General features: G+C 67.8%; 25 protein-coding genes. 12 read left to right on the top strand and 13 right to left on the bottom strand.

What is annotated here, in order from left to right:
• Positions 1-439 precede the first annotated feature (439 nt).
• From G370_RS0119875 to G370_RS0119865, 3 genes are all read right to left on the bottom strand, one after another.
• A complete protein-coding gene (locus tag G370_RS0119875) occupies positions 440-850 on the bottom strand; it encodes a hypothetical protein (protein WP_019662151.1) in 411 nt (136 codons plus the stop codon).
• 156 nt (positions 851-1006) lie between these two features.
• A complete protein-coding gene (locus G370_RS0119870; protein ID WP_019662150.1) occupies positions 1007-1348 on the bottom strand; it encodes a hypothetical protein in 342 nt (113 codons plus the stop codon).
• 124 nt (positions 1349-1472) lie between these two features.
• Entirely contained in the window at positions 1473-2648 is a 1176-nt protein-coding gene (locus tag G370_RS0119865; RefSeq protein WP_019662149.1) for a thiolase family protein, read from the bottom strand.
• Between the two features lie 183 nt (positions 2649-2831).
• On the opposite strand from G370_RS0119865, the gene G370_RS0119860 reads away from it, so the two are divergent.
• On the top strand, positions 2832-5672 hold the full coding sequence (locus G370_RS0119860; protein ID WP_019662148.1) for an autotransporter serine protease: 2841 nt from the start codon (positions 2832-2834) through the stop codon (positions 5670-5672).
• A 46-nt stretch (positions 5673-5718) separates the two neighbouring features.
• On the opposite strand, the gene G370_RS0119855 is transcribed toward G370_RS0119860, so the two are convergent.
• Entirely contained in the window at positions 5719-6816 is a 1098-nt protein-coding gene (locus G370_RS0119855; RefSeq protein WP_019662147.1) for a Glu/Leu/Phe/Val dehydrogenase dimerization domain-containing protein, read from the bottom strand.
• A gap of 277 nt (positions 6817-7093) precedes the next feature.
• On the opposite strand from G370_RS0119855, the gene G370_RS0119850 reads away from it, so the two are divergent.
• A complete protein-coding gene (locus G370_RS0119850; protein ID WP_019662146.1) occupies positions 7094-8170 on the top strand; it encodes an HDOD domain-containing protein in 1077 nt (358 codons plus the stop codon).
• Positions 8171-8173: 3 nt separating this feature from the next.
• Here the strand turns inward: G370_RS0119850 and G370_RS0119845 are convergent, their stop codons facing one another.
• The 3 genes from G370_RS0119845 to G370_RS0119835 all read right to left on the bottom strand — a co-directional run bounded on the left by G370_RS0119845 (position 8174) and on the right by G370_RS0119835 (position 11082).
• A complete protein-coding gene (locus G370_RS0119845) occupies positions 8174-9766 on the bottom strand; it encodes a phospholipase D family protein (protein WP_026347283.1) in 1593 nt (530 codons plus the stop codon).
• Between the two features lie 69 nt (positions 9767-9835).
• Complete coding sequence (locus G370_RS0119840; RefSeq protein WP_019662144.1) at positions 9836-10534, bottom strand: RNA pseudouridine synthase; 699 nt, start codon at positions 10532-10534, stop codon at positions 9836-9838.
• Positions 10535-10581: 47 nt separating this feature from the next.
• Complete coding sequence (locus G370_RS0119835; protein WP_019662143.1) at positions 10582-11082, bottom strand: M48 metallopeptidase family protein; 501 nt, start codon at positions 11080-11082, stop codon at positions 10582-10584.
• Between the two features lie 63 nt (positions 11083-11145).
• On the opposite strand from G370_RS0119835, the gene G370_RS0119830 reads away from it, so the two are divergent.
• Together G370_RS0119830 and G370_RS0119825 are read left to right on the top strand one after the other, a co-directional pair.
• Positions 11146-11703, top strand: coding sequence for a DUF2058 domain-containing protein (locus G370_RS0119830; RefSeq protein WP_019662142.1), 558 nt, complete (start codon positions 11146-11148; stop codon positions 11701-11703).
• 164 nt (positions 11704-11867) lie between these two features.
• Positions 11868-12134 (top strand): DksA/TraR family C4-type zinc finger protein, encoded by a 267-nt coding sequence (locus tag G370_RS0119825; protein ID WP_019662141.1) that lies wholly within the window; start codon positions 11868-11870, stop codon positions 12132-12134.
• Between the two features lie 272 nt (positions 12135-12406).
• Here the strand turns inward: G370_RS0119825 and G370_RS0119820 are convergent, their stop codons facing one another.
• Positions 12407-13000, bottom strand: coding sequence for a mechanosensitive ion channel domain-containing protein (locus G370_RS0119820; RefSeq protein WP_019662140.1), 594 nt, complete (start codon positions 12998-13000; stop codon positions 12407-12409).
• Positions 13001-13035: 35 nt separating this feature from the next.
• Positions 13036-13215, bottom strand: a complete 180-nt coding sequence (locus tag G370_RS0119815) for a hypothetical protein (protein ID WP_019662139.1) — start codon at positions 13213-13215, stop codon at positions 13036-13038.
• A 124-nt stretch (positions 13216-13339) separates the two neighbouring features.
• On the opposite strand from G370_RS0119815, the gene G370_RS0119810 reads away from it, so the two are divergent.
• From G370_RS0119810 to G370_RS0119800, 3 genes are read left to right on the top strand one after another with little or no spacing between them, the layout of a single operon-like run.
• On the top strand, positions 13340-13918 hold the full coding sequence (locus G370_RS0119810; protein ID WP_019662138.1) for an RNA polymerase sigma factor: 579 nt from the start codon (positions 13340-13342) through the stop codon (positions 13916-13918).
• Positions 13915-14448 (top strand): hypothetical protein, encoded by a 534-nt coding sequence (locus tag G370_RS0119805; protein ID WP_019662137.1) that lies wholly within the window; start codon positions 13915-13917, stop codon positions 14446-14448. The genes G370_RS0119810 and G370_RS0119805 overlap by 4 nt, the downstream gene beginning before the upstream one ends.
• A 10-nt stretch (positions 14449-14458) precedes the next feature.
• Positions 14459-15340: a DUF4097 family beta strand repeat-containing protein gene (locus G370_RS0119800; protein WP_019662136.1), complete on the top strand. Its 882-nt coding sequence runs from the start codon at positions 14459-14461 to the stop codon at positions 15338-15340.
• Between the two features lie 49 nt (positions 15341-15389).
• On the opposite strand, the gene G370_RS0119795 is transcribed toward G370_RS0119800, so the two are convergent.
• The 3 genes from G370_RS0119795 to G370_RS0119785 all read right to left on the bottom strand — a co-directional run bounded on the left by G370_RS0119795 (position 15390) and on the right by G370_RS0119785 (position 17467).
• On the bottom strand, positions 15390-15572 hold the full coding sequence (locus tag G370_RS0119795; RefSeq protein WP_005410566.1) for a hypothetical protein: 183 nt from the start codon (positions 15570-15572) through the stop codon (positions 15390-15392).
• Between the two features lie 11 nt (positions 15573-15583).
• Positions 15584-15877 carry a YkgJ family cysteine cluster protein gene (locus G370_RS0119790; RefSeq protein ID WP_080112561.1) on the bottom strand — a complete coding sequence of 98 codons (294 nt, stop codon included), beginning with the start codon at positions 15875-15877 and terminating at the stop codon, positions 15584-15586.
• 228 nt (positions 15878-16105) lie between these two features.
• On the bottom strand, positions 16106-17467 hold the full coding sequence (locus G370_RS0119785) for an Hsp70 family protein (protein WP_019662134.1): 1362 nt from the start codon (positions 17465-17467) through the stop codon (positions 16106-16108).
• A 181-nt stretch (positions 17468-17648) separates the two neighbouring features.
• Here G370_RS0119785 and G370_RS0119780 point away from each other — a divergent pair, with 181 nt between their 5' ends.
• On the top strand, positions 17649-17984 hold the full coding sequence (locus G370_RS0119780) for a zinc ribbon domain-containing protein YjdM (RefSeq protein WP_019337002.1): 336 nt from the start codon (positions 17649-17651) through the stop codon (positions 17982-17984).
• Between the two features lie 6 nt (positions 17985-17990).
• Here G370_RS0119780 and G370_RS0119775 read toward each other — a convergent pair whose 3' ends face one another.
• Positions 17991-19145 (bottom strand): transglutaminase domain-containing protein, encoded by a 1155-nt coding sequence (locus tag G370_RS0119775; protein WP_019662133.1) that lies wholly within the window; start codon positions 19143-19145, stop codon positions 17991-17993.
• Between the two features lie 228 nt (positions 19146-19373).
• Here G370_RS0119775 and G370_RS0119770 point away from each other — a divergent pair, with 228 nt between their 5' ends.
• From G370_RS0119770 to G370_RS0119755, 4 genes are all read left to right on the top strand, one after another.
• Positions 19374-19976: an HD domain-containing protein gene (locus G370_RS0119770; RefSeq protein ID WP_019662132.1), complete on the top strand. Its 603-nt coding sequence runs from the start codon at positions 19374-19376 to the stop codon at positions 19974-19976.
• Positions 19977-20026: 50 nt separating this feature from the next.
• The gene (locus G370_RS01000000120975) at positions 20027-20200 is read left to right on the top strand and encodes an oxidoreductase-like domain-containing protein (RefSeq protein ID WP_080112560.1); all 174 of its coding nucleotides are present in this window, start codon (positions 20027-20029) and stop codon (positions 20198-20200) included.
• Complete coding sequence (locus G370_RS0119760) at positions 20197-20814, top strand: DUF998 domain-containing protein (RefSeq protein ID WP_019662131.1); 618 nt, start codon at positions 20197-20199, stop codon at positions 20812-20814. Before G370_RS01000000120975 ends, G370_RS0119760 begins: the two co-directional genes overlap by 4 nt.
• Before the next feature lie 78 nt (positions 20815-20892).
• Complete coding sequence (locus tag G370_RS0119755) at positions 20893-22239, top strand: virulence factor family protein (protein ID WP_026347282.1); 1347 nt, start codon at positions 20893-20895, stop codon at positions 22237-22239.
• Positions 22240-22267 lie beyond the last annotated feature (28 nt).

Here is a 22267-nt window from a genome sequence, read left to right as displayed (position 1 = left end):
CAACGGCGGTGCCCCTCGTGGTGGGCGGCGCGGAGCCTGCATCGTGAGCGGGCCGCGCGGGTGGGTTGCGCAGGGGGCGCTGCAAGTCCTCCTCCGGGGCCTGGCCCAGCCGCAGGCGGCTGGGCGTTCGGTCGCTTGCGAAGCAGTGCTTCGCAAGCAAGGCGCCCTTACCCATGTAAGCTTGGTCGCCGCCTTCTCGTGTGCGCAGTCCTGCGCACACGGCAAGACCGGGGTTGGGCGTCCTGCCCAACCCGCCCGAGGCATGCCTCGGGCCCATGCGGCTCACGCCCCTGCGCAACCCACCCGCGCGGCCGCGGACAATTTCCGTGGCCGCACACTACGGAATCAACAGCAAAGGCAGGGAGCGAAAAACAGTAAAGCCGCGGCCATGCCGCGGCTTTACTGTAGCGCCGAGCCGGTGCTCGGCTGCCGGCAAGGCTCAGTGCTTGGCTTCTTCCTTGGCGGCGTTGGCCTTGGCGTCATTGGCGACATCGCGCGCCTTGTCGGCGACCTTCTGCGCGGCGTCGGCAGTGGCGTCGCTGGCGTGCGCGGCCGCGTCGGTGGCGGCGACCTTGGCCTGGTCAGCGGCATTGGCGGTGGCGTCGGCGGCCTTGTCCAGCGCCTGCTGGGTATCGGCGGCGGCCTGCTCGGAAGCAGCAGCGGTCTTGTCGGCGGCGTCGCGGGTTGCGGCAGCGGCCCGGTCGACGGCATCGCGGGCAGCGACGCCAGCGCTGTCGGCGGCCTGCTGCGCGTCCTGCTTGGCCTGTTCGGCCTCCGGGCCCTTGCAGGCGGCCAGGGCCAGCAGCAGGGAGCCGGCCAGCAGGGTGGTGGTGATCGGACGAATCTTCATGGCGGTCTCCGGTACTGCAATGGATGGGGACGCCAGCCTATTCATGCCGTTGTGAAGACGGGGTCGCGGAGCGCGCTCAGTCGCGATCCACGGGCGCAAAGAAAAAGCCGCTGGCGAACCAGCGGCTTTTCCGGAACAGCGTGAAGAAAGAAGTGATTACTTCTTGGCTTCTTCAGCAGCGTCCTTGGCCTGCTCAGCGGTAGCTTCGGCAGCCTTGGCGGCGTCCTTGGCTTCGCCAGCAGCGGCGTCGGTGGCAGCAGCGGCGGTGTTGGCAGCAGCGTCGGTCGCAGCGTCGGCAGCGGTGGCGGCGGTGTCAGCGGCCTGCTGGGCAGCGTCGGCGGTCTGGGCGCCAGCAGCGGCGGCCTGGTCGGCAGCAGCCTGGGCTTCGGTGGCGGCTTCGTTGGCCGAAGCAGCGGCGTCCTGGGCAGCTTCCTGCTTCGAGCAGGCGGCCAGGGCCAGAGCCAGGGACATCGCGACCAGCAGCTTGTTGATGCTCATTGTGTAAATCCTCGTCGTTAGAATTAGGCAACGCGCATGCTGCGCGCCGACAACATGATGACAAGCCAAGATTGGGTGTCAAGCGATCCCGCATTCATTTTTGCGAAATCATCGTTAAATCCATTTAAATCAATTCGATGGCGATCGCGGTTGCTTCGCCACCGCCGATGCACAGGGTGGCAATGCCGCGCTTGCCACCGCGCGTGCGCAGGGCATTGACCAGGGTCACCACCAGGCGTGCGCCGGAGGCACCGATCGGATGGCCCAGTGCACAGGCGCCGCCATTCACGTTGAGCTTGTCGTGCGGAATGCCCAGTTCGCGCATCGGCGCCATCGCCACCACAGCGAAGGCTTCATTGATTTCGAACAGATCGACCTGGTCCAGCGACCAGCCGGTCTTGTCCAGCAGCTTGCGCAGCGCGCCGATCGGGGCAGTGGTGAACCACTCCGGTTCCTGCGAATGGGTGGCGTGGCCGACGATTCGGGCCAACGGCTTGATGCCGCGCGCAGCCGCATCTTCCTCGGTCAGCAGGACCACTGCGGCAGCGCCGTCGGAAATGCTGGAAGAGCTGGCGGCGGTCACACTGCCGTCCTTCTTGAAGGCCGGGCGCAGGGTCGGGATCTTGGCGATGTCCGAACGGCCGGGCTGCTCGTCGGTGGTGATCTCGACCTCGCCCTTGCGGGTGGCGACCTTCACCGCGACGATTTCATCGGCGAACGCGCCGTTGGCCTGGGCTGCCTGCGCGCGCTTGACCGATTCGATGGCGTAGGCGTCCTGCTCTTCGCGGCTGAACTGGTACTTGTCCACGGCGCATTCGGCGAATTCACCCATCGCCTTGCCGTCATAAGCGTTGACCAGGCCGTCGTGGGCCATGTGATCGACCGCCTGGAAGTTGCCGAAGCGGTTGCCGGTGCGCGAGTTGGGCAGCATGTGCGGCGCGTTGGACATCGATTCCATGCCGCCGGCGACAACGATGCTGGCCGAACCGGCCTTGATCAGGTCATGACCGAGCATGATGGTCTTCATGCCGGAGCCGCAGACCTTGTTCAGCGTGGTGGCACCGGTCGACAGCGGAATGCCGGCAGCGATCGCCGCCTGGCGGGCGGGCGCCTGGCCGAGGTTGGCCGGCAGCACGCAGCCCATGAGGACTTCGGAAACGTCGCTGGCCGGGATGCCCGACTGCTCCAGTGCGGCGGCGATGGCGGCCGCGCCCAGGGTCGGGGTCGGCACGCCGTTGAACTGGCCGAGGAAGGAGCCGATGGCGGTGCGCTTGGCGGCGGCGATGACGATGTTGGACATGGCAATCTCGTTGATGCGTAAGCAATGTTCGGAAAGGAGACCGTGGGCCGTTGGAAGCGCCCCGGTTTCCCGGCAGACTGCGTGGGGGTCGGCCCAAGTATAGAGGGTCGGGGAGGGCCGCCGCTGGACGGCGCCGCATGCCTGCCGGGACAACGGCGGACCAATGTTCATGGGAAGGAATCGATGGAACGCACGACGACGGTGAAATCTGCCCTGGCAACCGCGCTGGCACTGGCGCTGACAGCCTGTGGCGGAGGTGGCGGGGGCGGCAACGTGCGCATTGACACACCGCCACCACCGCCGCCACCCACGACCCCGCCACCGACGCCGCCGCCGCCGGCAAAACCGCAGGAGCCGGCCTTCGACGCGCATCTGTCGGTCACCAATGCGCGTGCCGCACAGGCCGCCGGCCTGAGCGGCCAGAACGTGCGCATCGGTATCGTCGATTCGGGCGTGCAGCGCGACGCGGTGGCACTGAACGGGCGGGTGGTGGCCAACCTCAACTACATCGATCCGTCGCGCAACAACCTGCAGGTGGACGACGTGGTGGGCCACGGCACGGCGGTAGCCAGCCTGGCTGCCGGCGCGCCGGTTGGGTCCTGGCCAGGCGGCATCGCCCCTGGTGCGCAGATCGTTTCGGCGCGGATCATCGCCGACAAGCCGCCCGCCGACGATGGCAGCGGCAAGGGCAATTCCTTCAGCGGACCGCTGGGCGTGGCCCAGGTGCACCAGGACCTGATCAGCTACAACGTAAAGGTGATGAACAACTCGTGGGGCGGCCTGTACTGGACCGACCTGCCGACCACCGCGCAGGTGGCCGCCGAGTATCGCCCCTTCGTGGTCAACCACGGCGGGCTGGTGGTGTTCGCAGCGGGCAATGACGGCCGCAGTGAACCGAGCAGCCTGGCCGCGCTGCCCAGCCAGCTGGGCGTTGCCGGCTCGCTGCCGGCGGCAGATCTGGAGCGCGGCTGGCTGGTGGCGACCGCGGTGGATCCCTATGCACCGGGCACGTTGGCCAGCTACGCCAATGGCTGCGGCCAGGCCGCGCGCTACTGCCTGGCAGCGCCGGGCAGCGCGGTCTATCCCGATGCAAACGGGGGCAGCTACTACTGGAACTACGGCACGTCATTCGCGGCGCCGCTGGTGTCCGGCGCCGCTGCGCTGGTCTGGCAGCGCTATCCGTATTTCAGCAACGACCTGGTGCGGCAGACCCTGCTGGGCACTGCCAAGGACATCGGCGCCCCGGGCGTGGATCCGGTGTTCGGCTACGGCCTGCTCGACATCGGTCGTGCGATCAACGGTCCGGGTCGCTTCGACTGGGGGGATGTGGTTGCCAACGTGGATGTGGCCTCCAGCGGTTCGGCGTGGCGCAACAACATCGTCGGCAGCGGCGGCCTGGTCAAGCAGGGCGGGGGCACTCTGGTGCTGGCCGGCAACAACAGCTATACCGGTTCCACCCGCATCGAACGCGGCATCCTGGCACTGCAGGACGGTGGCGTGATCCGTTCCAACGTGACCATCCTCGGCCAGTCCGATCCGGATTCGACCGGCCTGCAGTTCAATGGCGGCGCGCCGCGCGTGATCGGCAACGTGGTCAACGGCAGCAGCGTATTCCTCACCACCGGCAACACCACCGGCACCATCGAGGGCGACTACGCCCAGCAGGCGGGCGCACAGTTGATGATCGCACTCGGCGCCAATGCGCTGCAGGTCACCGGCAAGGCCACCCTCGACGGTGGCGTGCGCGTGCATGGCTTCGTCTCCGGCTACGTGCCACAGAGCGGCACCCGGCAGGACCTGATCCATGCGGACGGCGGACTCAGTGGTGCCTTCAGTACGCCGGCCACCTCCAGCGGCCTGCAGGGACTGTCGCTGTTGCAGAGCAGCTATGGCTACGACAGCAACAACGCCTGGTTGAACCTGACCCAGGTCAGTGTCACCGGGGCAGCCAGCGGCCTGGGGGCTTCCGCCCAGGCGGCAGCACAGCGGCTGGAGGGTGCATTTGCCGCGCTCGACAAGAATGCAGGACTGCAGGGATCGGCCTTCGGTACGGCCGCCGGGGCGCTGCAGTGGACCGGCGGTGGCAGCAACGGCCTCGAGGCTAGTCTGCAGAGCCTGTCCGGGCAGGCGCACGCGCGGGCCGAAGCGGTCACCTTCGACAGCATCGACATGTCACGCCGTGCCATCGCAGAGCGCTTTGATCGCGTGCAGGCGGCGCCGCGCCTGCGCGGGGCCTGGCAGAGTGCGCTCGGCCAGGCCGGGCAGGGCAGCTTTGCCGGCAGCGCCGCCGACAGCCGCGGTTGGATGGCCGGCCAGGACCAGCCGCTGGGCAGCACCGGGCTGATGGGTGTGGCCTTCGGCGAGACCCGCAGCAACGGTGGCAGCAGCTTCGGCGGCGATCGCGGGCGTGATCGCCAGGCGCAGGCACAGCTTTACGCGGGCTGGAATCTGGGCCGGGGCTATGCGCTGGCCCAGATCGGCAGCGGGCAGTTCACCCGGGCGCTGGATCGCCAACTGCTGCTGGGCGCGGGTAGTTACGGTGTTTCGGCCCGCTATGGCGGGCGCTTCAGCAGTGCCAGTGTCGAAGGCGGCTATCGCTTCGGCCGCGCGGGTGCCTCGTTGACACCGTATCTGGGCGCCAGCACCACGCGCGTGGATACCGATGCGTTCAACGAACTGGGCGGGTTCGGCTTCGGCCTGCGTGGCGATGCCAACCGCGTGCAGCGCAGCCAGATGCTGGCCGGCATCCGCGGCGAGCGTGGCTGGGGGCGCTGGACCCTGCGCGGGCATGCCGAGTGGCAGCAGCGGCTCGAGGGTGCCGATGCGGCGTGGCAGGCCAGTTTCGTCGGCGTCGATGCCTGGGCACCACTGGCGGGCTGGAATGCGCCGCGCGGCAGTGCGCTGATCGGCATGGCGCTGGAATCGTGGTGGGGTCGCAGTGGCCGCCTGAGCCTGGGCTTCGACCAGCGCGTCGGGGGCGAGGGCGCGCGCCAGGCGGCGTTGCGCTACAGCACCGGGTTCTGAGTGACAGTCGCGCCGGGACGCCAGCCCCGGCGCGACATCGACGCGCTCAGCCGCCGCGCAGGTTGCCCAGGCGCGGGGTGCTGCGGCCCAGCGGCATCTTCAATTTGCCGATCGACAGGATGCGGCTTTCGGCGATGCGGTCAGCCGCTCGCTGCGGCGCGATGTTCTCGCGCTGCGACAGTTCGAAGATGCGGGTGAGGTTGTGATAGATGCTGCGGATCAGGCGCATCGCGCGTTCGCGGTTGTAGCCGTCGATCTCCAGCGACACGTTCATCACGCCACCAGCATTGACCGCATAGTCCGGCGCATACAGGATGCCGCGCGCATGCAGTTCGTCGCCGATTTCCAGGCTCGACAACTGGTTGTTGGCGGTGCCGCAGATGATCTTTGCCTTGATCCGCGGCAGGGTGTCGGCGTTGATCGCGCCTTCCAGCGCACACGGTGCGAACACATCGGCATTCACTTCATGGATCTCGTCCGGCTTGACCGCTTCAGCGCCGAAGTCGCTGACCGCGCGGTCAACCAGTGCGCTGTCCAGGTCGGTGACATACAGCTTGGCACCGCGGTCACGCAGCAGCTTCACCAGTTCCATCCCGATGTGACCCAGGCCCTGCACCGCGATGCTGGTCTTGCCCACTTCCTCATGGCCGAACTTGAAGCGCATCGACGCCATCAACGCCTGAAGCGCGCCGTAGGCGGTGAACGGGGCCGGATCACCGGAGCCGCCATGGACCTGGTGCACGCCGGTTACGAACTGGCTCTCCAGGTAGATGTTCTCCATGTCGTTGACATCGGTGCCGACGTCCTCGGCGGTGATGTAGCGTCCGCCCAGCGAATCGACATAGCGACCGAAGGCACGGAACAGCACCTCGGTCTTGTCCGCTTTGGGGTCGCCGATGATCACCGCCTTGCCGCCACCGACGTTGAGGCCGGCCAGTGCATTCTTGTAGGTCATCGTCCGGCTCAGGCGCAGCGCATCGGCCAGCGCCTCGTCGGTGCTGGCGTAAGGACGCATGCGCACGCCGCCCAGGGCCGGGCCAAGGGTGGTGTTGTGGATGGCGATGATCGCCTTCAGGCCGGCGTCGTGGTTGTGGCAGAACACCACCTGTTCGTGGCCGGTGGTGGCGAGGGTTTCGAATAGCATGGCGTCTCCGATGGCGCGATCAGCGGCGAACTGCAGCGAACGGCCAGTGAACGGTAGGGTCCCAAAACAAAAAAAGCGACGTCGTCGGTGCAGGGGGACGGGTCGCGCGGCGCCATTCTAGTCCATTCCCCCGGCCGGTGCCGTCGACATCGCATGCCTTCCGGTTAAAGAAGATGAAAGTGCGGCCGATGCTGCGACGACGGCGGGTGGCCGGATTCGCGTGAAGAGGCAGGCGGTCAGTGACGGCAAGGGCACCACAACGACAGGGCAGGCGGCGATGACAGCGGCCTGGTGGCGATCACTGCGCGGCTGGCTGGCGCGCTCGACCGGGGCTGCGCCGTCCCGCTTGGCGGCGGTATCGCGACAGGCAGTGGCGGCAGCGGCTGCGAGCCTGCAGGGTGAGGCCCTGCCGTCTGCGGAGATCGCCGCACATCTGCAGCGCGGCCTGCACGCGCTGGCGTTGTACCCACGACTGGCCGGTGAGCCGGCGCCTGTACAGGATCCGGCGTTGGGGGAAGCGGTGGCACGCGCGCTGCAGGACCGCGACTGGGCTACCCGGCAGTTGCCGCGCCGTCCGCAGCTGCTGCCGCAGCTGATCCAGACCGTCAACGACGATGCCGCCTCCGCGCGGGTGATGGCCGCGATCATCGGCCAGGACCCGGTGCTGACCGGCAACCTGCTGCGCATCGCCAACAGCCCCGCCTACAAGGTGCACGAGCGGCCCGTGGAAAGCCTGCAGCGGGCAGTGACCCTGGTCGGTACTGAAGGCGTTCGGCAGATCATCAGCGCGGTACTGGTACAGCCGGTGATGCAGATGCAGTGCGATGCGTTCCCGCAGTTCAGCACGATCATCTGGGAGCACGCACTGCTGGCCTCGCGCGCGGCTGCAGACCACGCACGCACGGTTACCTTCGGTGATGCTTTCGCCGCGCAGTGGCTGGGCCTGGTGCAGGGCCTGGGCGCGGCGCTGGTGATGCGCCAGCTGCTGCAGGAAGCCCAGGCACGTGGTGAAACCGTGGAGCCGGCGCTGGCACTGCAGCTGCTTCAGCAGTGGTCGTTACCGCTGGCACAACGGGTGGCGGCTGCCTGGGAGCTGCCCGAGCCGGTGCATCAGGCGCTGTTGCCGGAGGCCGAGGGCCCGCTGGCCGACAGCCTGCGCCTGGCCAGCGCCGCTGCGGCGGCCAGCCTGCTGTGCCGCCATGGGCATGCCAGCCAGAGCCGCATGCTGGCCCTGCTGGAACAGCTGCCTTCGGCACCGCCGCATGCATTGCGCTGGATCTGGCGGCGACTGCATGGGCGCAGTGTGGAAACGCTGGATGATGCCGGGCAGGAAGCCACCGATCCGGGGCGCTGAGCGTTACAGCTGCGATTCCAGCGGTAGCCAGCTGATCACCCGCGACAACCAGCGTTTGCGCGCCGTTGCCCCTGGCTCTTCCTCCGCCCAGTGCGGTGGTGGTTCGCGCTCCAGCCAGCGCAACCGGCGACGGTCGTCCAGCGCCAGCCACCAGCTCTGCCTGGGATCCGCCAGGCGCAGGTACTCGCCGCGCAGCTGTGCACCCAGCAACGGATCGTCGAACAGCACACCCATTTCAGTGTTCAGGTAGGCCGAGCGCGGATCGAGGTTGAATGAGCCGACGAAGCCGCGGCGGTCATCGACCAGGAACGCCTTGGTGTGCAGGCTGGCGCCGCTGCTGCCGAACACGCCCGCATCGCCGGACTGTCCTTGTGCCTTCAGCTCATAGAGGTGGACGCCGGCTTCGAGCAACGGCACGCGGTAGCCCATGTAGCCGCCGTGCACCGCGGCGACGTCATTGGCAGCCAGTGAGTTGGTGACCACGCCGACCTGCACGCCCCGCCGGGCCATGGCCGAAAAGCCATCCAGGCCCTCGTTGCCGGGCACGAAGTAGGGCGAGATCAACAGGGCCTTGTGCCGGGCGGCCTGCAGCTCGCTGGTCAGCGTCGAAACCAGCCACGCGCCGCGATCATCGCCGCGGTGCTTCATCGGCGGGTCCGAGACGATGCGCACTGCACGGCTCCAGCGCAATGGCTCGGGACTTGGGCGCTGCCGCCTGCGCGATTCGGCCACGCGCGCAAGGTAGGGCTGGGCCACGTCACGCTGGGCCTCATGGTCCGATTCGCGTATCAGCAGGCGCAGCTGGGCATCGGTATGGAAGGCAAGCGCCGATACCGGAATGGCGGCCTCGCTGTTCCAGTAGTCGTCGAAGATCCGGCTGGCCTGGTCCACGGCAGGGCCGGCGACCAGCAGGTCCAGGTCTTGAAAGTTCACGTCGGTGCGCGCGCTGAAGTATTCCTCGCCGATGTTGCGGCCGCCGACGATCGCGACGCGGCCGTCGGCAATCCAGCTCTTGTTGTGCATGCGGTGGTTCACGCTGAAGAACCGTTGCACCATCTCCACCATGCGCAGCAGGCCGGTCCGGTTGCGGAACGGGTTGTAGAGGCGGATTTCAATGTTGGGGTGCCGGTCCAGCGCCATCATCAGGGCGTCCTTGTCCTTGGCGTTCATGTCGTCGAGCAGGATGCGCACGCGCACGCCGCGTTCGGCGGCGTCGTACAACGCCTTGGCCATCAGGTGGCCGATCAGGTCGTCGTGCCAGATGTAGTACTGCAGGTCCAGGCTGCGCCCGGCGTGGGTGGTGATCATCGCGCGCGCGGCGAAGGCATCCATGCCATCGCTGAGGAAGGCCACGCCGGACTGGCCGGGATGGGCCTCCTGCAACGGAACGATCTGCCGGTCGATCCGCGTCTGTGCCGGCTGCAGCGGCAGCACGTGCGAGGGCGTGCCCCGTGCCTGCGGGGTGAGATGGTCGGCCAGCAGCAGCCCGGACAGGACCAGCAGCACCAGTGTGGCGAGGATGATTGCAGCAACGCGAAGCAGACGTCGCCACAGGGGCTTGGGCAGGCTCATGCGCCGATGGTAGATCCACGCCACGCGTGGATCAAAGGCAGACCGTGCATCGCAGAAGATCCACGCCATGCGTGGATGACAGGGACTTCCCTGTCAGAACCGCTCGTCGCTGCCCAGGTAACGCCACTGCCCCGCAGGCAGCGGTCCCAGTGCCACGCGGCCAATACGCAGTCGACGCACGGCCGTCACCTGCAGGCCGGCCGCGGTGACCGCCACGCGCAGGCCCTTGGCGGTCAGGCCCTTGCCCGCGAAGCGCAGGCGCTGCTCGCTCTGCCAGCTGACCTTGGCACCGCCGGATTCCTGCTGCAGGCGCGCCAGCAGCCATGGGCCACGCTCGGGGCCGCCTTCGGCGACCTCGATCAGGTATTCCTGCTCGGTGCGTCCCAGGTTGCGCTGAAGATGGGCCAGCGTGGCCGGGTCCTGGCTGACCACCACCAGGCCGCTGTCGCTGGCCGGAAGGGCGGCCGCCAGCTGCAGTCCGTGGAAGTGGCGCTGCAGCGGACGGATGTCGCTGGCGTCCAGCTCGCTGCGGCTGTCACTGCTGACCAGCGCGCACAGGGTTTCGGCGGCAACGCCAGCCGGTTTGTGCAGCAGCATGCTGACCCGCTCGGCCTTTTCATCGCTGGCCTGCTCGGCCACCACGATCACCGCGCTGTCATCGACCGGACGCTGCGGCTGTTCCACCACCTCGCCATTGACCGTGACCCAGCCGCCTTCGATGTAGCGCCGCGCTTCGCCGCGCGGGATGCCGAGCAGGGCGGACAGGCGTTTGTCGAGACGGATCGGTTCCATGGCAGGCAGGTCGGGCAGTGGGCGCGCAGTGTAGCTGCTGCGGCCGGTCAGCGCTGGCCGCGGTTGGCCAGCTCGGTCAGGTACAGGCGGGTATCGAATTCCAGCTGCAGGTAATCCGGCTCCATGTGCTGGCACAGCTGATAGAAGGCCTTGTTGTGGTCGGCTTCCTTCAGGTGGGCCAGCTCATGCACCACGATCATGCGCAGGAACGCTGCCGGTGCCTGGCGGAACACGGTGGCGATGCGGATCTCGCGGCTGGCCTTGAGGCGGCCACCGTGCACGCGGGAGATGGCGGTGTGGGTGCCGAGCGCGTGCTTGATCACTTCCAGCGTGTTGTCGTAGCAGACCTTGTTGAGCGGCACCGACTTGCGCAGGTAGCGGTCCTTCAGCTCCTGCGTGTAGTCGTACAGCTGGCGGTCGCTGCGCACCGTGTGCGGGTCGGGGTAGCGCTGCTGCAGCCATTGGCCGAGCTTGCCCTGTGCCAGCAGGTCGCTGACCTGGGCGACCAGGGGTTCGGGATAGCCGGTGAGGTACTTCAGGACTGCCATGCAGGGGTGGCGGGGCGTCGGTAGAATGGGGACATCCAAGATTACACGCGGTACACACCGACCATGGCAAAGCCCAACGCGCTGCAGGAACAATTGCTCAAGGCCGGCCTGGCCAAGAAGTCGCAGGCCAGCGCCGCCGCGCGCGAGCAGGCCAAGGCGCGGCAAGGCAAGGCCGAATCGATGTCGGCCGAGGTCCAGCGCGAGGCTGAGCGTGCCCGCGCCGAGAAGGTCGAGCGCGACCGCGCGCTGGCCGCCGAGCGCAATGCCCAGGCCAGGCAAGCTGAACAGAAGGCGCAGGCGAAGCAGATCATCGCGGCCCATGCCGTGCCCCACAAGGGCGATGACGAGTACCGCTTCAGCGATGGCACGGCGATCCGCACCCTGCTGATCGACCCCAAGCTGCGCAAGGCGCTGTCGGTGGGCGTTCTGGTCATCGTTGCCCATGGTGACGGTTACGCCGTGTTGCCGCGTGCTGCCGCCGAAAAGGTGCGTGAACGCGCGCCCGAAGCGATCATCGTCGACCACGGCCAGCCGGGCTCGACCGCCGAGATCTCCACCGGCAACGCCGAGGACGACGCCTACTATGCGCAGTTCCAGGTACCGGACGACCTGATCTGGTAAACAAAAAGGGGACGGAGGGGATTAAGTCGCAATCGGATTGATCGAACCCGTGCGCGTTCCACTTGCTGAAGCCCCGCCGAGCATGGCTCGGCGCTACAGGAAGGCATTCCTTTTACCGGGGTGTATCGTCCCCATATCAGGCGACACACCTGCGGGGGACGGCCATGGCCACCGGTTGGGCGGGAGACGGCGCGGTCCAGGACCAGATCGACGCCACCGTTGATGATGCGATCGCCCGCGCGCGGCGCCAGCTGCGCGAGGGACCCGGTCTGGAACACTGTGAGGAATGCGACGCGCCGATTCCGTTGGCGCGGCGCCAGGCCGTGCCTGGTGTGCGGCTGTGCGTTGCGTGCCAGCAGGCGCGGGATGACGAAGAGCAGGCGCATGCCGGGTACAACCGGCGTGGCAGCAAGGACAGCCAGTTGAGGTAAAGGTTGTTCGGCAGGGCTGCCCCCTGCACCCGCCGAAGCCTTCAAGCCAAGGCAGCAGCAACAGCAAAAGCTGGCATTCCGGTGGGCTGGCGGGGCGGTGTCGGCGTGCGGGGACGCCGCAAGTACGTCCTTGTAGGCTTGGCAGCCGCATCCATGCGGCTGACACCCCGCACTCCGACACCGCCCCGCCATCCCACGGAATGCCGCTCTTGATCTTGCTTCGGCTTCGGCCTCTGCAGGTGCAGGGCGCAGCCCTGCCGAAAACTCCACCCTCAACCGTCGCCCTGGATGCCGCCAGGCGCCTGTGCCGGGTCGCGCCAGCGGCGCACGGTGCGCTGGAAGAACAGGTTGTTCGGCAACTGCAGCACCGTGCCCTCGTGGCCGTCGCCGGTTTCCTGCAGCGTGGTGTAGATCAGGTTCACATCGATCACCCGGCCCTTCAGGCCCGGCTTCTCGCCGTTCTCCAGCACCTCGATGTAGTCATGCAGGCGGAACGGGCGCGTGGTGAAGATCAGCAGCGTGCAGAAGATGTTGGAGAGCACGCTCCACGCCGCGAAAAAGGCCACCGCACCCACGGCGGCAAAGCCGGTGAACGCCGTCCACAGTACCGAAGGCGACGCGCCCAGCAGGCTGAGGATGTACAGCAGGGCGCTGAAATAGACCACGAAACTGGTGATCCGACGGGCGCCCATCGCCATCTCCGGTGGCAGTGTGTAGTGCTCGGCGAAACGCCGGATGAGGCGCCGTGCCAGCACCCGCAGCAGCCACGCGGCCAGCAGGGTCAGCAGGATCTTCACGGCGATACCCACGTCATGCAGCCAGGGGTGGGTCCAGGCGGGGAGATGATCCTTCAGCGACAACATCATGGCGCGACAACAGGTGGCAATAACGGCCCTTGATGTTACCCGGCGCCTGCCGTGGATTCGACTGCCGGTGCCCAGGCCAGGCACACCAGTTCCTGGCGATGCTGCTGCAGGCAGGCGCGGCCACTGTCCGTGCGCAGCTGCAGGGACAGGCCCAATGCCTGCAGCACGACGCAGGCGGCGATCACCAGCACGGCGGCGCAGGCGGGGCTGGACATGACTGGACTCCCGGAGGTGTTTTCTCGAAGACCTTTCATGGATGCAGCCATCGTCGAAAAGGTTGCATGTCCCTGATCGCCGATCACCTCTAAACCTTTTTCCGGGCCGCCGCATCCAAGCGATATGCTCGACACCACCATGCCAGCGCTGCCTGCCGCCAACGACCCCGTCGACGAACCCGCCCTGGTGCGGGCGGCCGCTGCGGGAGACACTGCTGCCTACGAACTGCTGTACCGGCGTCACGCGCCGCGTGTATTCGCTGTGCTGTGGCGGTTGTGTGGCGGCCAGCAGGCACGTGCCGAGGATGCGCTGCAGGAGGCCTTCCTGCAGGCCTGGAAAGCGCTGCCGGGGTTCCGCTTCGAGAGCAGCCTGTCGACCTGGCTGCATCGACTGGGCGTCAACGCCGCGCTCATGGAGCTGCGTGGCCGGGCGGGCGGGCAGGATCACGACAGTCTGGACGACGTCGACGGGGGCCTGCAGGAACTGGCGGTGCGTGACCGCTGCGCCGGCACCGAGCGCGACCTGGAGCGCGCGCTGTCGACACTGCCACCACGGGCGCGTGCGGTACTGGTGCTGCACGACATCGAAGGCTGGAAACACCAGGAAATCGCCGAGCAGCTGCAGATGGCCGTCGGCAGTTCCAAGGCACAGCTGCATCGTGCGCGCGGCCTGTTGCGCGCACGGCTGGGAGACATGACATGAGTACGCACGAACACGATTTCGATCACGACCTGCTGGCCCGGCTGCGTGCGCTGCCGAATGAGCGCGAAGTGCCCACTGATGGTTGGGCACGCCTGTCTGCCCGGCTGCCGCCGCGTGAACCACAGGCAGCACCTGCGCCAACGGGCAACGTGGTGGCCCTGGCAACGCGTTCGCGGCGCCGCTGGTGGTTGCCGGCCGGCGCTGCCCTGGCTGCCAGCCTGGCGATCTACGCGGTGGCCCCTTGGTGGCATGCGCAGCCGGATACACCGGTGCCGTCCACGCTGCAGTTGCAGGCGGCTGCGATGACCGAGCAGTACCAGCAGGCCGTGGCCTCGCTGCCCGATGGGCGCGCGCCGGAATGGCAGCCGGCCCTGCACGAACTGGATGAAAGCGCGGCGCAGATCCGTGCCGCACTGGCGCAGGACCCGCGCGCGCCGCACCTGCTTGGCCAGCTCAAGCGCACCTATGCGCTGCGGCTGGAACTGACCCGGCAGGCGGCCTATGCCGCCGAGTCCGGCCTGACGACCTGAGGAGACCCCCATGACCCGAACCCTGATTTCCTGCTGTGTCGCACTGCTGCTGTCCCCTGCCGTGGCGCTGGCCGACACCCGCATCGACGAGCGCCACACCTTGGCTGCGGGCGGTCGCATCGAACTGAGCAACGTGGCCGGCAAGGTGACCGTGCGTGGCTGGGACCGCAATGATGTGCAACTCACCGGCACGCTCAGCGATGGCCTGCAGCTGCGCCAGGAAAAGAGCGCCAACCGGGTGCGCTGGGAGATTGAATACCCGCGCCGCAGCAACAATGGTGGCGCGACGCTGGTGCTGAACGTGCCGCGCTCGGTGGAACTGCTGTTGAGCACGGTCAGCGCCAGCCAGGACATCAGTGGCATCGATGTGCGACGGCTGCAGGCCGACACCGTCAGCGGCAGCCTCAGCGCGGCTGGCCGCAGCGGCGACAGCAAACTCAACACGGTCAGTGGCAGTGTCAGCGCACGCCTGCAGACGCCGAAGCTGGACGTAAATACGGTCAGTGGCCGGATCGAGGCCGGCGGCGGCGTGTCCGGTGATATCGGTGCGCAGACGGTATCCGGCCGGGTTGCGGTGGAGGCCGGACGCGTGCAGCGGTTGGCGGTGGAGACCGTCTCGGGCAGCATCGATCTGGCAGCAGCCGGGTTGGCGCCCGGTGGCCGCATCAATGTCGAATCGGTCAGTGCCCCGGTCACGCTGAGCCTGCCGCGCACGGTGTCGGCACAGCTGTCGGTGAACAGCTTCAGCGGCTCGATCAACAGCGATGCCGGGCAGGTGGAGCGGCCGCGCTATGGGCCGGGCAGCCATCTCGACACGCGTCTGGGCGGCGGTGATGGAGACATCCGCATCCAGTCGCACTCGGGCAGTGTGAGGGTACGCCTGGATCGCTGAGCGCGGTCCGGCAGGCCGCGGCGGCAGCGCCGCCGCGGTCGGTGCTGGGTCAGCTGGCTTTCTTCAGCGCCCAGGTGGTGCCGAGGACTTCGATCTTGCCACCGGCCTTGCGGAACGCTGCCAGGTCCGAAGCGATCGAATCGCTGCTGACCACGGTGCTGGCGGCCGCGCCCTTGCGTTCGCTGCGGATGCTGTTGCTGGCCTTCGCGGGGGTCTTTGCCTTGCGGGGCATGGTTGCTCCTGTCAGGTGGAAGGGGAGGAAAGCGACCAGGCATCAGCCTGGCGCAGGTAGTCCTGCCGCTCGCGGCGGCAGTCATCGCCGCCCATCGAAAACTGGCGGCAGATCGCCGGGCGCTGCGAATAGATCGTGCAGCGCAGGTGATAGGGATCGATCGCCGCGCACCAGCCTTCCTCGTTGCGCGCCATCACGGCACGGCCGTGGGAGTCGCGTGACAGGAACTGGCCAGGCACGTGGTCGCCGGGCTGCAGCAGCACGGGCAGCCGACAACAGACCGCGTCACAACGGCGGCAGTCGATGGGTGCAGGTGCTGCGTCAGGTTGTAAGGCCACAGGGGCCTGGCGGGTGCCCAAAGCGGGTCTCGATGGCGGCTCAGGTGCTGCGCGGACCATGAACGAGCCAGGAAGGCATGGCCGCTAGGCCCGCAGGCGGGCCAGGCTGCACCGTGGACACACACCGGCGTGGCCAGTGGAAGGTGCAGCGGGGTTCTAGCCGACCAAGAGTAACTTAGACCGCGTAACGTTTTGTTAATCCGGGCTGGCTGCCGCCAGTGCCAGGCCCTGGACCACGCCCAGCGAGGGCTCGCCGTGGACCATGCGGGCGCCCGGGAAGGCCTCGGCCACGGCCTGGCGCAGGTAGCCGGCGCGGGACATGCCGCCGGTCAGGAACACCGCATCCGGGTCGCCGCCAATGTCGCTGCGGACCTGGGCCAGCAGTTCCCGGATCTGTTCCAGGTAGCCGTGAGCGGCAGCGGCCAGGCCGGCGGCGCTGCTGTCGGCATGCAGGTCGCGGGCAATGTAGTCCAGCGTGCTGCGGTGCTCGCTGGCGGCACTGAGGGCGATCTTCGCGCGTTCCACATCGCGGTACAGGCGGGCGGTATTGCCGGTGTCCTGCAGGGCCTGCAGGCGCGCGCGCCACGGATCGTCGACGTGATCGTATTTGTGCTGGCGGAAGTCACGCTGGCGGGTCATGTCCTGCACCGTGGCCGCTTCCACGTAGTGGTGGGCGGGCACGCGGGTGATGCCGCGGCCGAACAGCGGCATGTAGCTGGACAGGCTCAGCGCCAGGTCGATGTCGGTACCGCCGCGGGCAATACCCCACGCGCGGTGGATGCGTGGCGCAGCATCGCCGCCGACTTCGGCATGCGCGATGTCGGTGGTACCGCCACCGATGTCGACGATCACCGCCTGGTGCCGCTCGCGGCTTTCGGCGTGGTAATGCATGGCCGCCGCGGCCGGTTCCTCGAGGAAATCGATCTGGTCGAAGCCGGCCTGGGTGGCGGCCTCGCGCAGGATGTCCAGCGCCTGGTCGTTGCCGGCCGCGCCGATCGAACTGCGGAACTGCACCGGGCGCCCGAGCAGGGCGGCGCGCAGCGGCTGGCCGAGCTGGGCACTGGCGGTCAGGCGGATGTGCTCGAGGATGTGTGCGGCGATGCCGGTGATGGTCTGCTTCGCGCGCGGGTGCAGGTTGTAGCCGAGCATCGACTTCGGGCTCTGCACCAGGTTGCCTTCGTGTTCCTCGAAATAGGCTTCCAGCGCGTCATCGCCGTAGACCGCGTTCTGCAGCAGGTCGCTGGCGCTGCGTTCCTTGCCGGCGCGGGCTTCCATCCATTCCCGGCGCAGTGCGCGCAGGGCTTCGCGGCGCAGTGCCTGTGGCGTGCGTTCCTGGCCGGCGGCACGGGCTGCGCGCGCGGCACTGTCGATCATCTGCTGCAGCTGGTGTTCCTGGCCGTCATCGAGCTGGAAGTCGTCCGGATCGGGCACCACGCCGGGGAAGTACACGCTGGTGCGGAACTGCTCGGCATCGCCGAAGCGGATCGGCAGCAGTTTTCCCTCATGCACGATGGCGGCGGCGGAGTTGCTGGTACCGAAGTCGATGCCGAGGCGCATGGGGAGTTCCGGGGGCGATCAGGGGCCGCGCACTCTGCTGCAGTTCGCCGCCGACTGCAAGGTCCAGGGGCGTGCTGTTCTGGTCCGGGTCCAGTGGGCAGCCCGGAGCCCGCCCGGAAAAGGGCCGGGGAAGCCGGCCGGTTACAATGGCGGCTGTTGATTCACTTTGAGGTATTTGCTGATGTCTTCTGCCCCCGCCTGCCCGCAGTGCACCCTGGAAAACACCTACGCCGATGGTGCGCTGTGGATCTGCGCCGACTGCGGTTTCGAATGGACCGCCGAGGAAAGCGCCGGGTCCGCCCTGGTCGTGCGTGACAGCAACGGCAATACCCTGCAGGCCGGCGACACCGTCACCGTTATCAAGGACCTGAAGGTCAAGGGCTCCTCGATCCCGCTCAAGCAGGGCACCGTGATCCGCAACATCCGCCTGGTCGAGGATGATGCCGAGCACATCGAAGGCAACTCGGACAAGATCAAGGGCCTGGTCCTGAAGACCTGCTTCCTCAAGAAGGCCTGACCGCCTTCAGCGCCTGGCCTGCTGCTGCGCGCGCCAGCGGGCCAGGCTGTCCAGCTTGGCCTGGTAGCGCGCCTGCTCCGGCGCGCCCCCCAGTTCCTGTGCACGCAGCAGTTCGCGATCGGCGCGCTTGAGCTGGCCAGCCAGGAAATAGACCCGCGCCAGCCCGAAGTGGAACTGATGCGCGGTGTCATACAGGCGCACGGCCTGCCGGTAATAGCGGATCGCCTGGTCCAGCTGGCCGGCCCGTTCGGCCTTGGCGCCGAACATGTACTGCGCGAACGGGTCTTCGCGCTGCACCGATTTCAACCGGCGCTCAAGTGACTGCGCCTGCGCGGTCAAGCCCAGGCTGCGGAACAGCGCGGAGGCATTGGTCAGTGCGGCATCCTGGCGGCCGTCCAGCTGCAGCGACCGGTCCAGCGCCTGCCGCGCCGCCTCGTTGTTGCCTTCGCGGTGGTCGAGCACGCCGAGGTTGTTCCACACTGGAGCGAACCCGCTGTCCTGAGCCACGGATGCGTCGAAGAATGCACGGGCGCCGCCGAAGTCACCGTCGGCGAGGCGCTCCGCACCCCGGTTGTTGTAGAAATGCGCCAATGCCCGCGCACGGCTGACGGGAACCGGCCCGCGGCGGTCATAGAGCACATTGCGATCCAGATCAACGGTACCGAAACGCCCGCCGACATCGACGCCGGCATTGACGTGGCCGACGCTGTAGACCACGCCCGCGTCCTGGTCCTGGTACCAGGACACCACCTGCCCGACTTCCTGCACGCGGGCCTGGATGCCCGCCTCCCGCGCAAGCGTCACGAACAGAAGGGTGAAGGCCAGGCAGTTGGCGCGGCGGTGCTGCCAGATATCGCTGACGGTGTAGGTCGCATTGGCGTCGTACTGCAGGTCCAGCCCGTGCTGGTCGAAGATCATCTCCACGAGCGCCTGCAGGCGCTGGTCGCGGGAGTAGCTGCGCTGGATCACCTGCTTCTGGAGCATCGCACGCAGGTCCGCGGGAATGGCGAACACTTCTTCCGGGGTCGGCACGCGTGCGGCCGACACGGTGATGGTCGGGGTCGTCACCACATCGGCGGGCGGTGCCTGGCCTGCGCCGAAGGCAGGAGCACAGAAGGCCAGCAGCGAAAGGGTGAGGCAATGGGCGGCAGAACGGTACATGACGGTTCCCGGCAGCGGCGGGCGCTCCCGCCTGGGGCGAGTGTATTCCCATGGATGCCCAGCTGCAGCGACCGTTGGTCGGCGCCGCGTTCATCCACAACCGATGTGGACCAGCGCGCGACAAAGCTGTGGACAACTGGCTCCGGGCCTCGCCTGGCAAGCGTTGTGAGTGTGTGGTGAAAAAACCGCCAGCTTGCCCGGCGCCGGCACAGGCGGGATGATCCGGGCATGGACTTCTCACCGCTGACGCTTGCCCCGGCGCAGTGGCAGGCGCTGCAGGACAGCTATGCCACGCCGCCACGCGCCTACCACCACTTCGGCCATGTGCGCGCGGTGCTGCAGCACTGCCAGGAGGTGGCCGACGGCCCCGGCTGGCAGCAGCCGGCCGAGGTCTACCTGGCCGTGCTCTACCACGATGCGATCTACGTGGCGGGGCGAAAGGACAACGAAGCACGTTCGGCGCAGATGGCCCTGCAGGCGATCGCACAGGCGCCGGCGCTTGCCGGTGTCGACGCTGCTCGCGTGGAGCAGTTGATCCTGCTGACCGCCCGCCATGGCGCGCTGGGTCCGGAGGATGTGGATGCCGAGGCGGCGCTGTTCCTGGACTGCGACATGGCGATCCTGGCTGCACCGGAGCCGGTGTTCGCCGCCTATGACCGTGGCGTGGCCGAAGAATACAAGGGCGTGGTGCCCGGCTTCCTGTACCGTGCCGGCCGTCGCCGATTCCTGCAGGGCCTGCTGCGCGCACCGCGGATCTTCCTCAGTGAGTTCTTCCACCAGCGCCTGGACGCGGCCGCCCGTGACAACCTGCGTCGCCAACTGGGTGGTTGAGCCGGCCCGGTACACTGGTGTCCTGTTTCCAATGATTGTTGTTTCCGACCGTGTCCGTTCCTGATCCCGATCCCCGCCCGCTGCCACCGGAAGAGCCCGGTCCCAACGAGTGCTGCGGCAGTGGCTGCCCGCTATGCGTGCTGGACCTGTATTCCGATGAGCTGCAGCGCTACCGCAAGGCGTTGGCCGAATGGAAGACGCGGCATCCTGAGGACGCAGCATGAGCCGTGCGCGTCCGATGGCGGTGCTGGCACTGGTGGCGCTGCTGCTGTTCGTGGCAACCGCGCTGTGGACCCAGGTTGCGCGCAGTGATCTGGACTGGGTGCGGGCGACGTTGAGCCTGTATCTGCACGGGCCGTGGGGGCTGGCGTTGCGCGCTGCCTACTGCGTGCTGGCGCTGGCCATTGCGGCACTCGGCGTTGCGCTGTATCGCGGCAGCATCGGCCCACGGCGCAGTGCGGCCGCACCGCTGTTGTTCACGGTTTCCGCCCTGGGCCTGGCGACGGTGGCGATCGGCGACAGTTGGCTACCTGAAGCGACCCCGTTGCTGGCGCCGTTCATCCACGGGCTGGCAGCCAACACGGCGTTCCTGTGTGCCAGCGTCGGCATGCTGCTGCAGGCGTGGTACCTGCGCCGGGAACCGGGTTGGCAGCCCGCCGCTGACCTGCTCTGGGGCTGGGCATGGCTGGCCTTCGTGCTGCTGTGGCTGCACGTGCTGTGGCGCGCTGGGCCACCGCGCGGGCTCGGACAGAAAGTGGTGATCGCAGTGATCGTCGGCTGGCTTTTGTACCTGGCGACGGCCCTGTACCGTCGCAGCCGCCAGGCCGCAGCCGACTGAATCCCCAACGGCCTGCGCCGGTACGTGCCGTGCACGCGGCGGCGGCGTATCGTGTGCGCATTCCATCGGGGATGCGACATGAAGCGTGCAGGGCTGGGCAGGGCAATGGGTGTGGTATTGGCGCTGGCCACGCTGCCGGCAACGGCGGCGGTGACCCCGCAGCAGTTCAGCCATGGGCGGTTCGAGCAGATTCCGGTGCACATGCCGGCCGGCACGCCGCAACGGGTGGTGATCTGGTTCCACGAACCCACTGCCGGCGGTGACACCAGCCGCCTGCCGATCGAGGCCCTGCGTGCCGACGGCGCGCTGGTGGCGGCAGTGGACATTGCGCATCTGCGCGGTGTGCTCAAGCGCGAGGGTGACCCGACCTGTTCGTTCGGTTCCGGTGACGTCGAGAATTTCTCGCGCTGGCTGCAGGCCTCGCTGCATCTGCCCGGCTACCACCTGCCGCTGGTCGGCGGTGATGGCGAAGGTGCCGAAATGGCCTACGCGCTGGCAGCGCAGGCCGACACCCAGGTTTTCGCCGGTGTGCTGACCACCGGCTTCTGCCCGGACCACAGCCACCAGCGCATGGTCTGCGGCGATGGCGTGAAGCGCGACAGGCTGCAGCCGGCCGAACTGAATTTTCCGTGGTTGAGTGCGGCAGGTGACAACGGCTGCAGGGCGGGCCAGGCCAGCCGGTTCGTACAGCAGGTGGCCATGGCGCGTGAGTTCAAGCGCACTGCGCGCGGTGATGCATCACCGGGCCTGGTGGCGGCGGCGCGGGTGATTGGCGCGCAGGCCGGCGTCAGCCTGGCACCGCCGCCTGCTGCACTGAAGGGCCTGCCGGTGGTGGAAATGCCGGCGGCCACCAGCGGCGATACGCTGGCGGTGTTCGTCTCCGGTGACGGTGGCTGGGCGGGCCTGGACAAGAACGTGGCGTCGTCACTCAACGCGCATGGCGTGGCGGTGGTGGGCATCGACTCGCTGCGCTACTTCTGGAGCCAGCGCACACCGAAGGGCTTTGCCGGCGACCTGCAGAAGATCATCGACCACTACCGCCAGCAGTGGCACCGAGACAAGGTGATGCTGATTGGTTTCTCGCAGGGTGCCGATGTGTTGCCTGCCACCATCAACCAGCTCGATGCCGGTACCCGTGAGGGGCTGGAGCGCATCGTGCTGCTATCGGTGGGCAGGAAGGCCGACTTCGAATTCCATGTCAGCAACTGGCTGGGCGGTGGCGGCGATGGCTTGCCGATCGCCCCGGAAGTGGCCAGGCTGCCGGCAGAAAAAACGCTGTGCGTGTTCGGCGACAAGGATGAGGACGCATTGTGCCCGGACCTGCCGGCCAATGACGGGGTGAGGAAGGTGAAGCTGCCGGGTGATCACCATTTCGGGGGGGACTACGATCGCTTGGCCGAAGTGATCCTCAAGGGCGGGGCGTAGCGTCAAGCCATGCCCGACGCATCGCGGC

It is taken from the genome of Stenotrophomonas hibiscicola ATCC 19867 (genome assembly GCF_000382065.1).
In the GTDB taxonomy this organism is placed as follows: Bacteria; Pseudomonadota; Gammaproteobacteria; order Xanthomonadales; family Xanthomonadaceae; genus Stenotrophomonas; species Stenotrophomonas hibiscicola.
The sequence above is the reverse complement of the archived record's forward strand: the minus strand, read 5'-3'. Positions and strand labels throughout refer to the sequence as shown.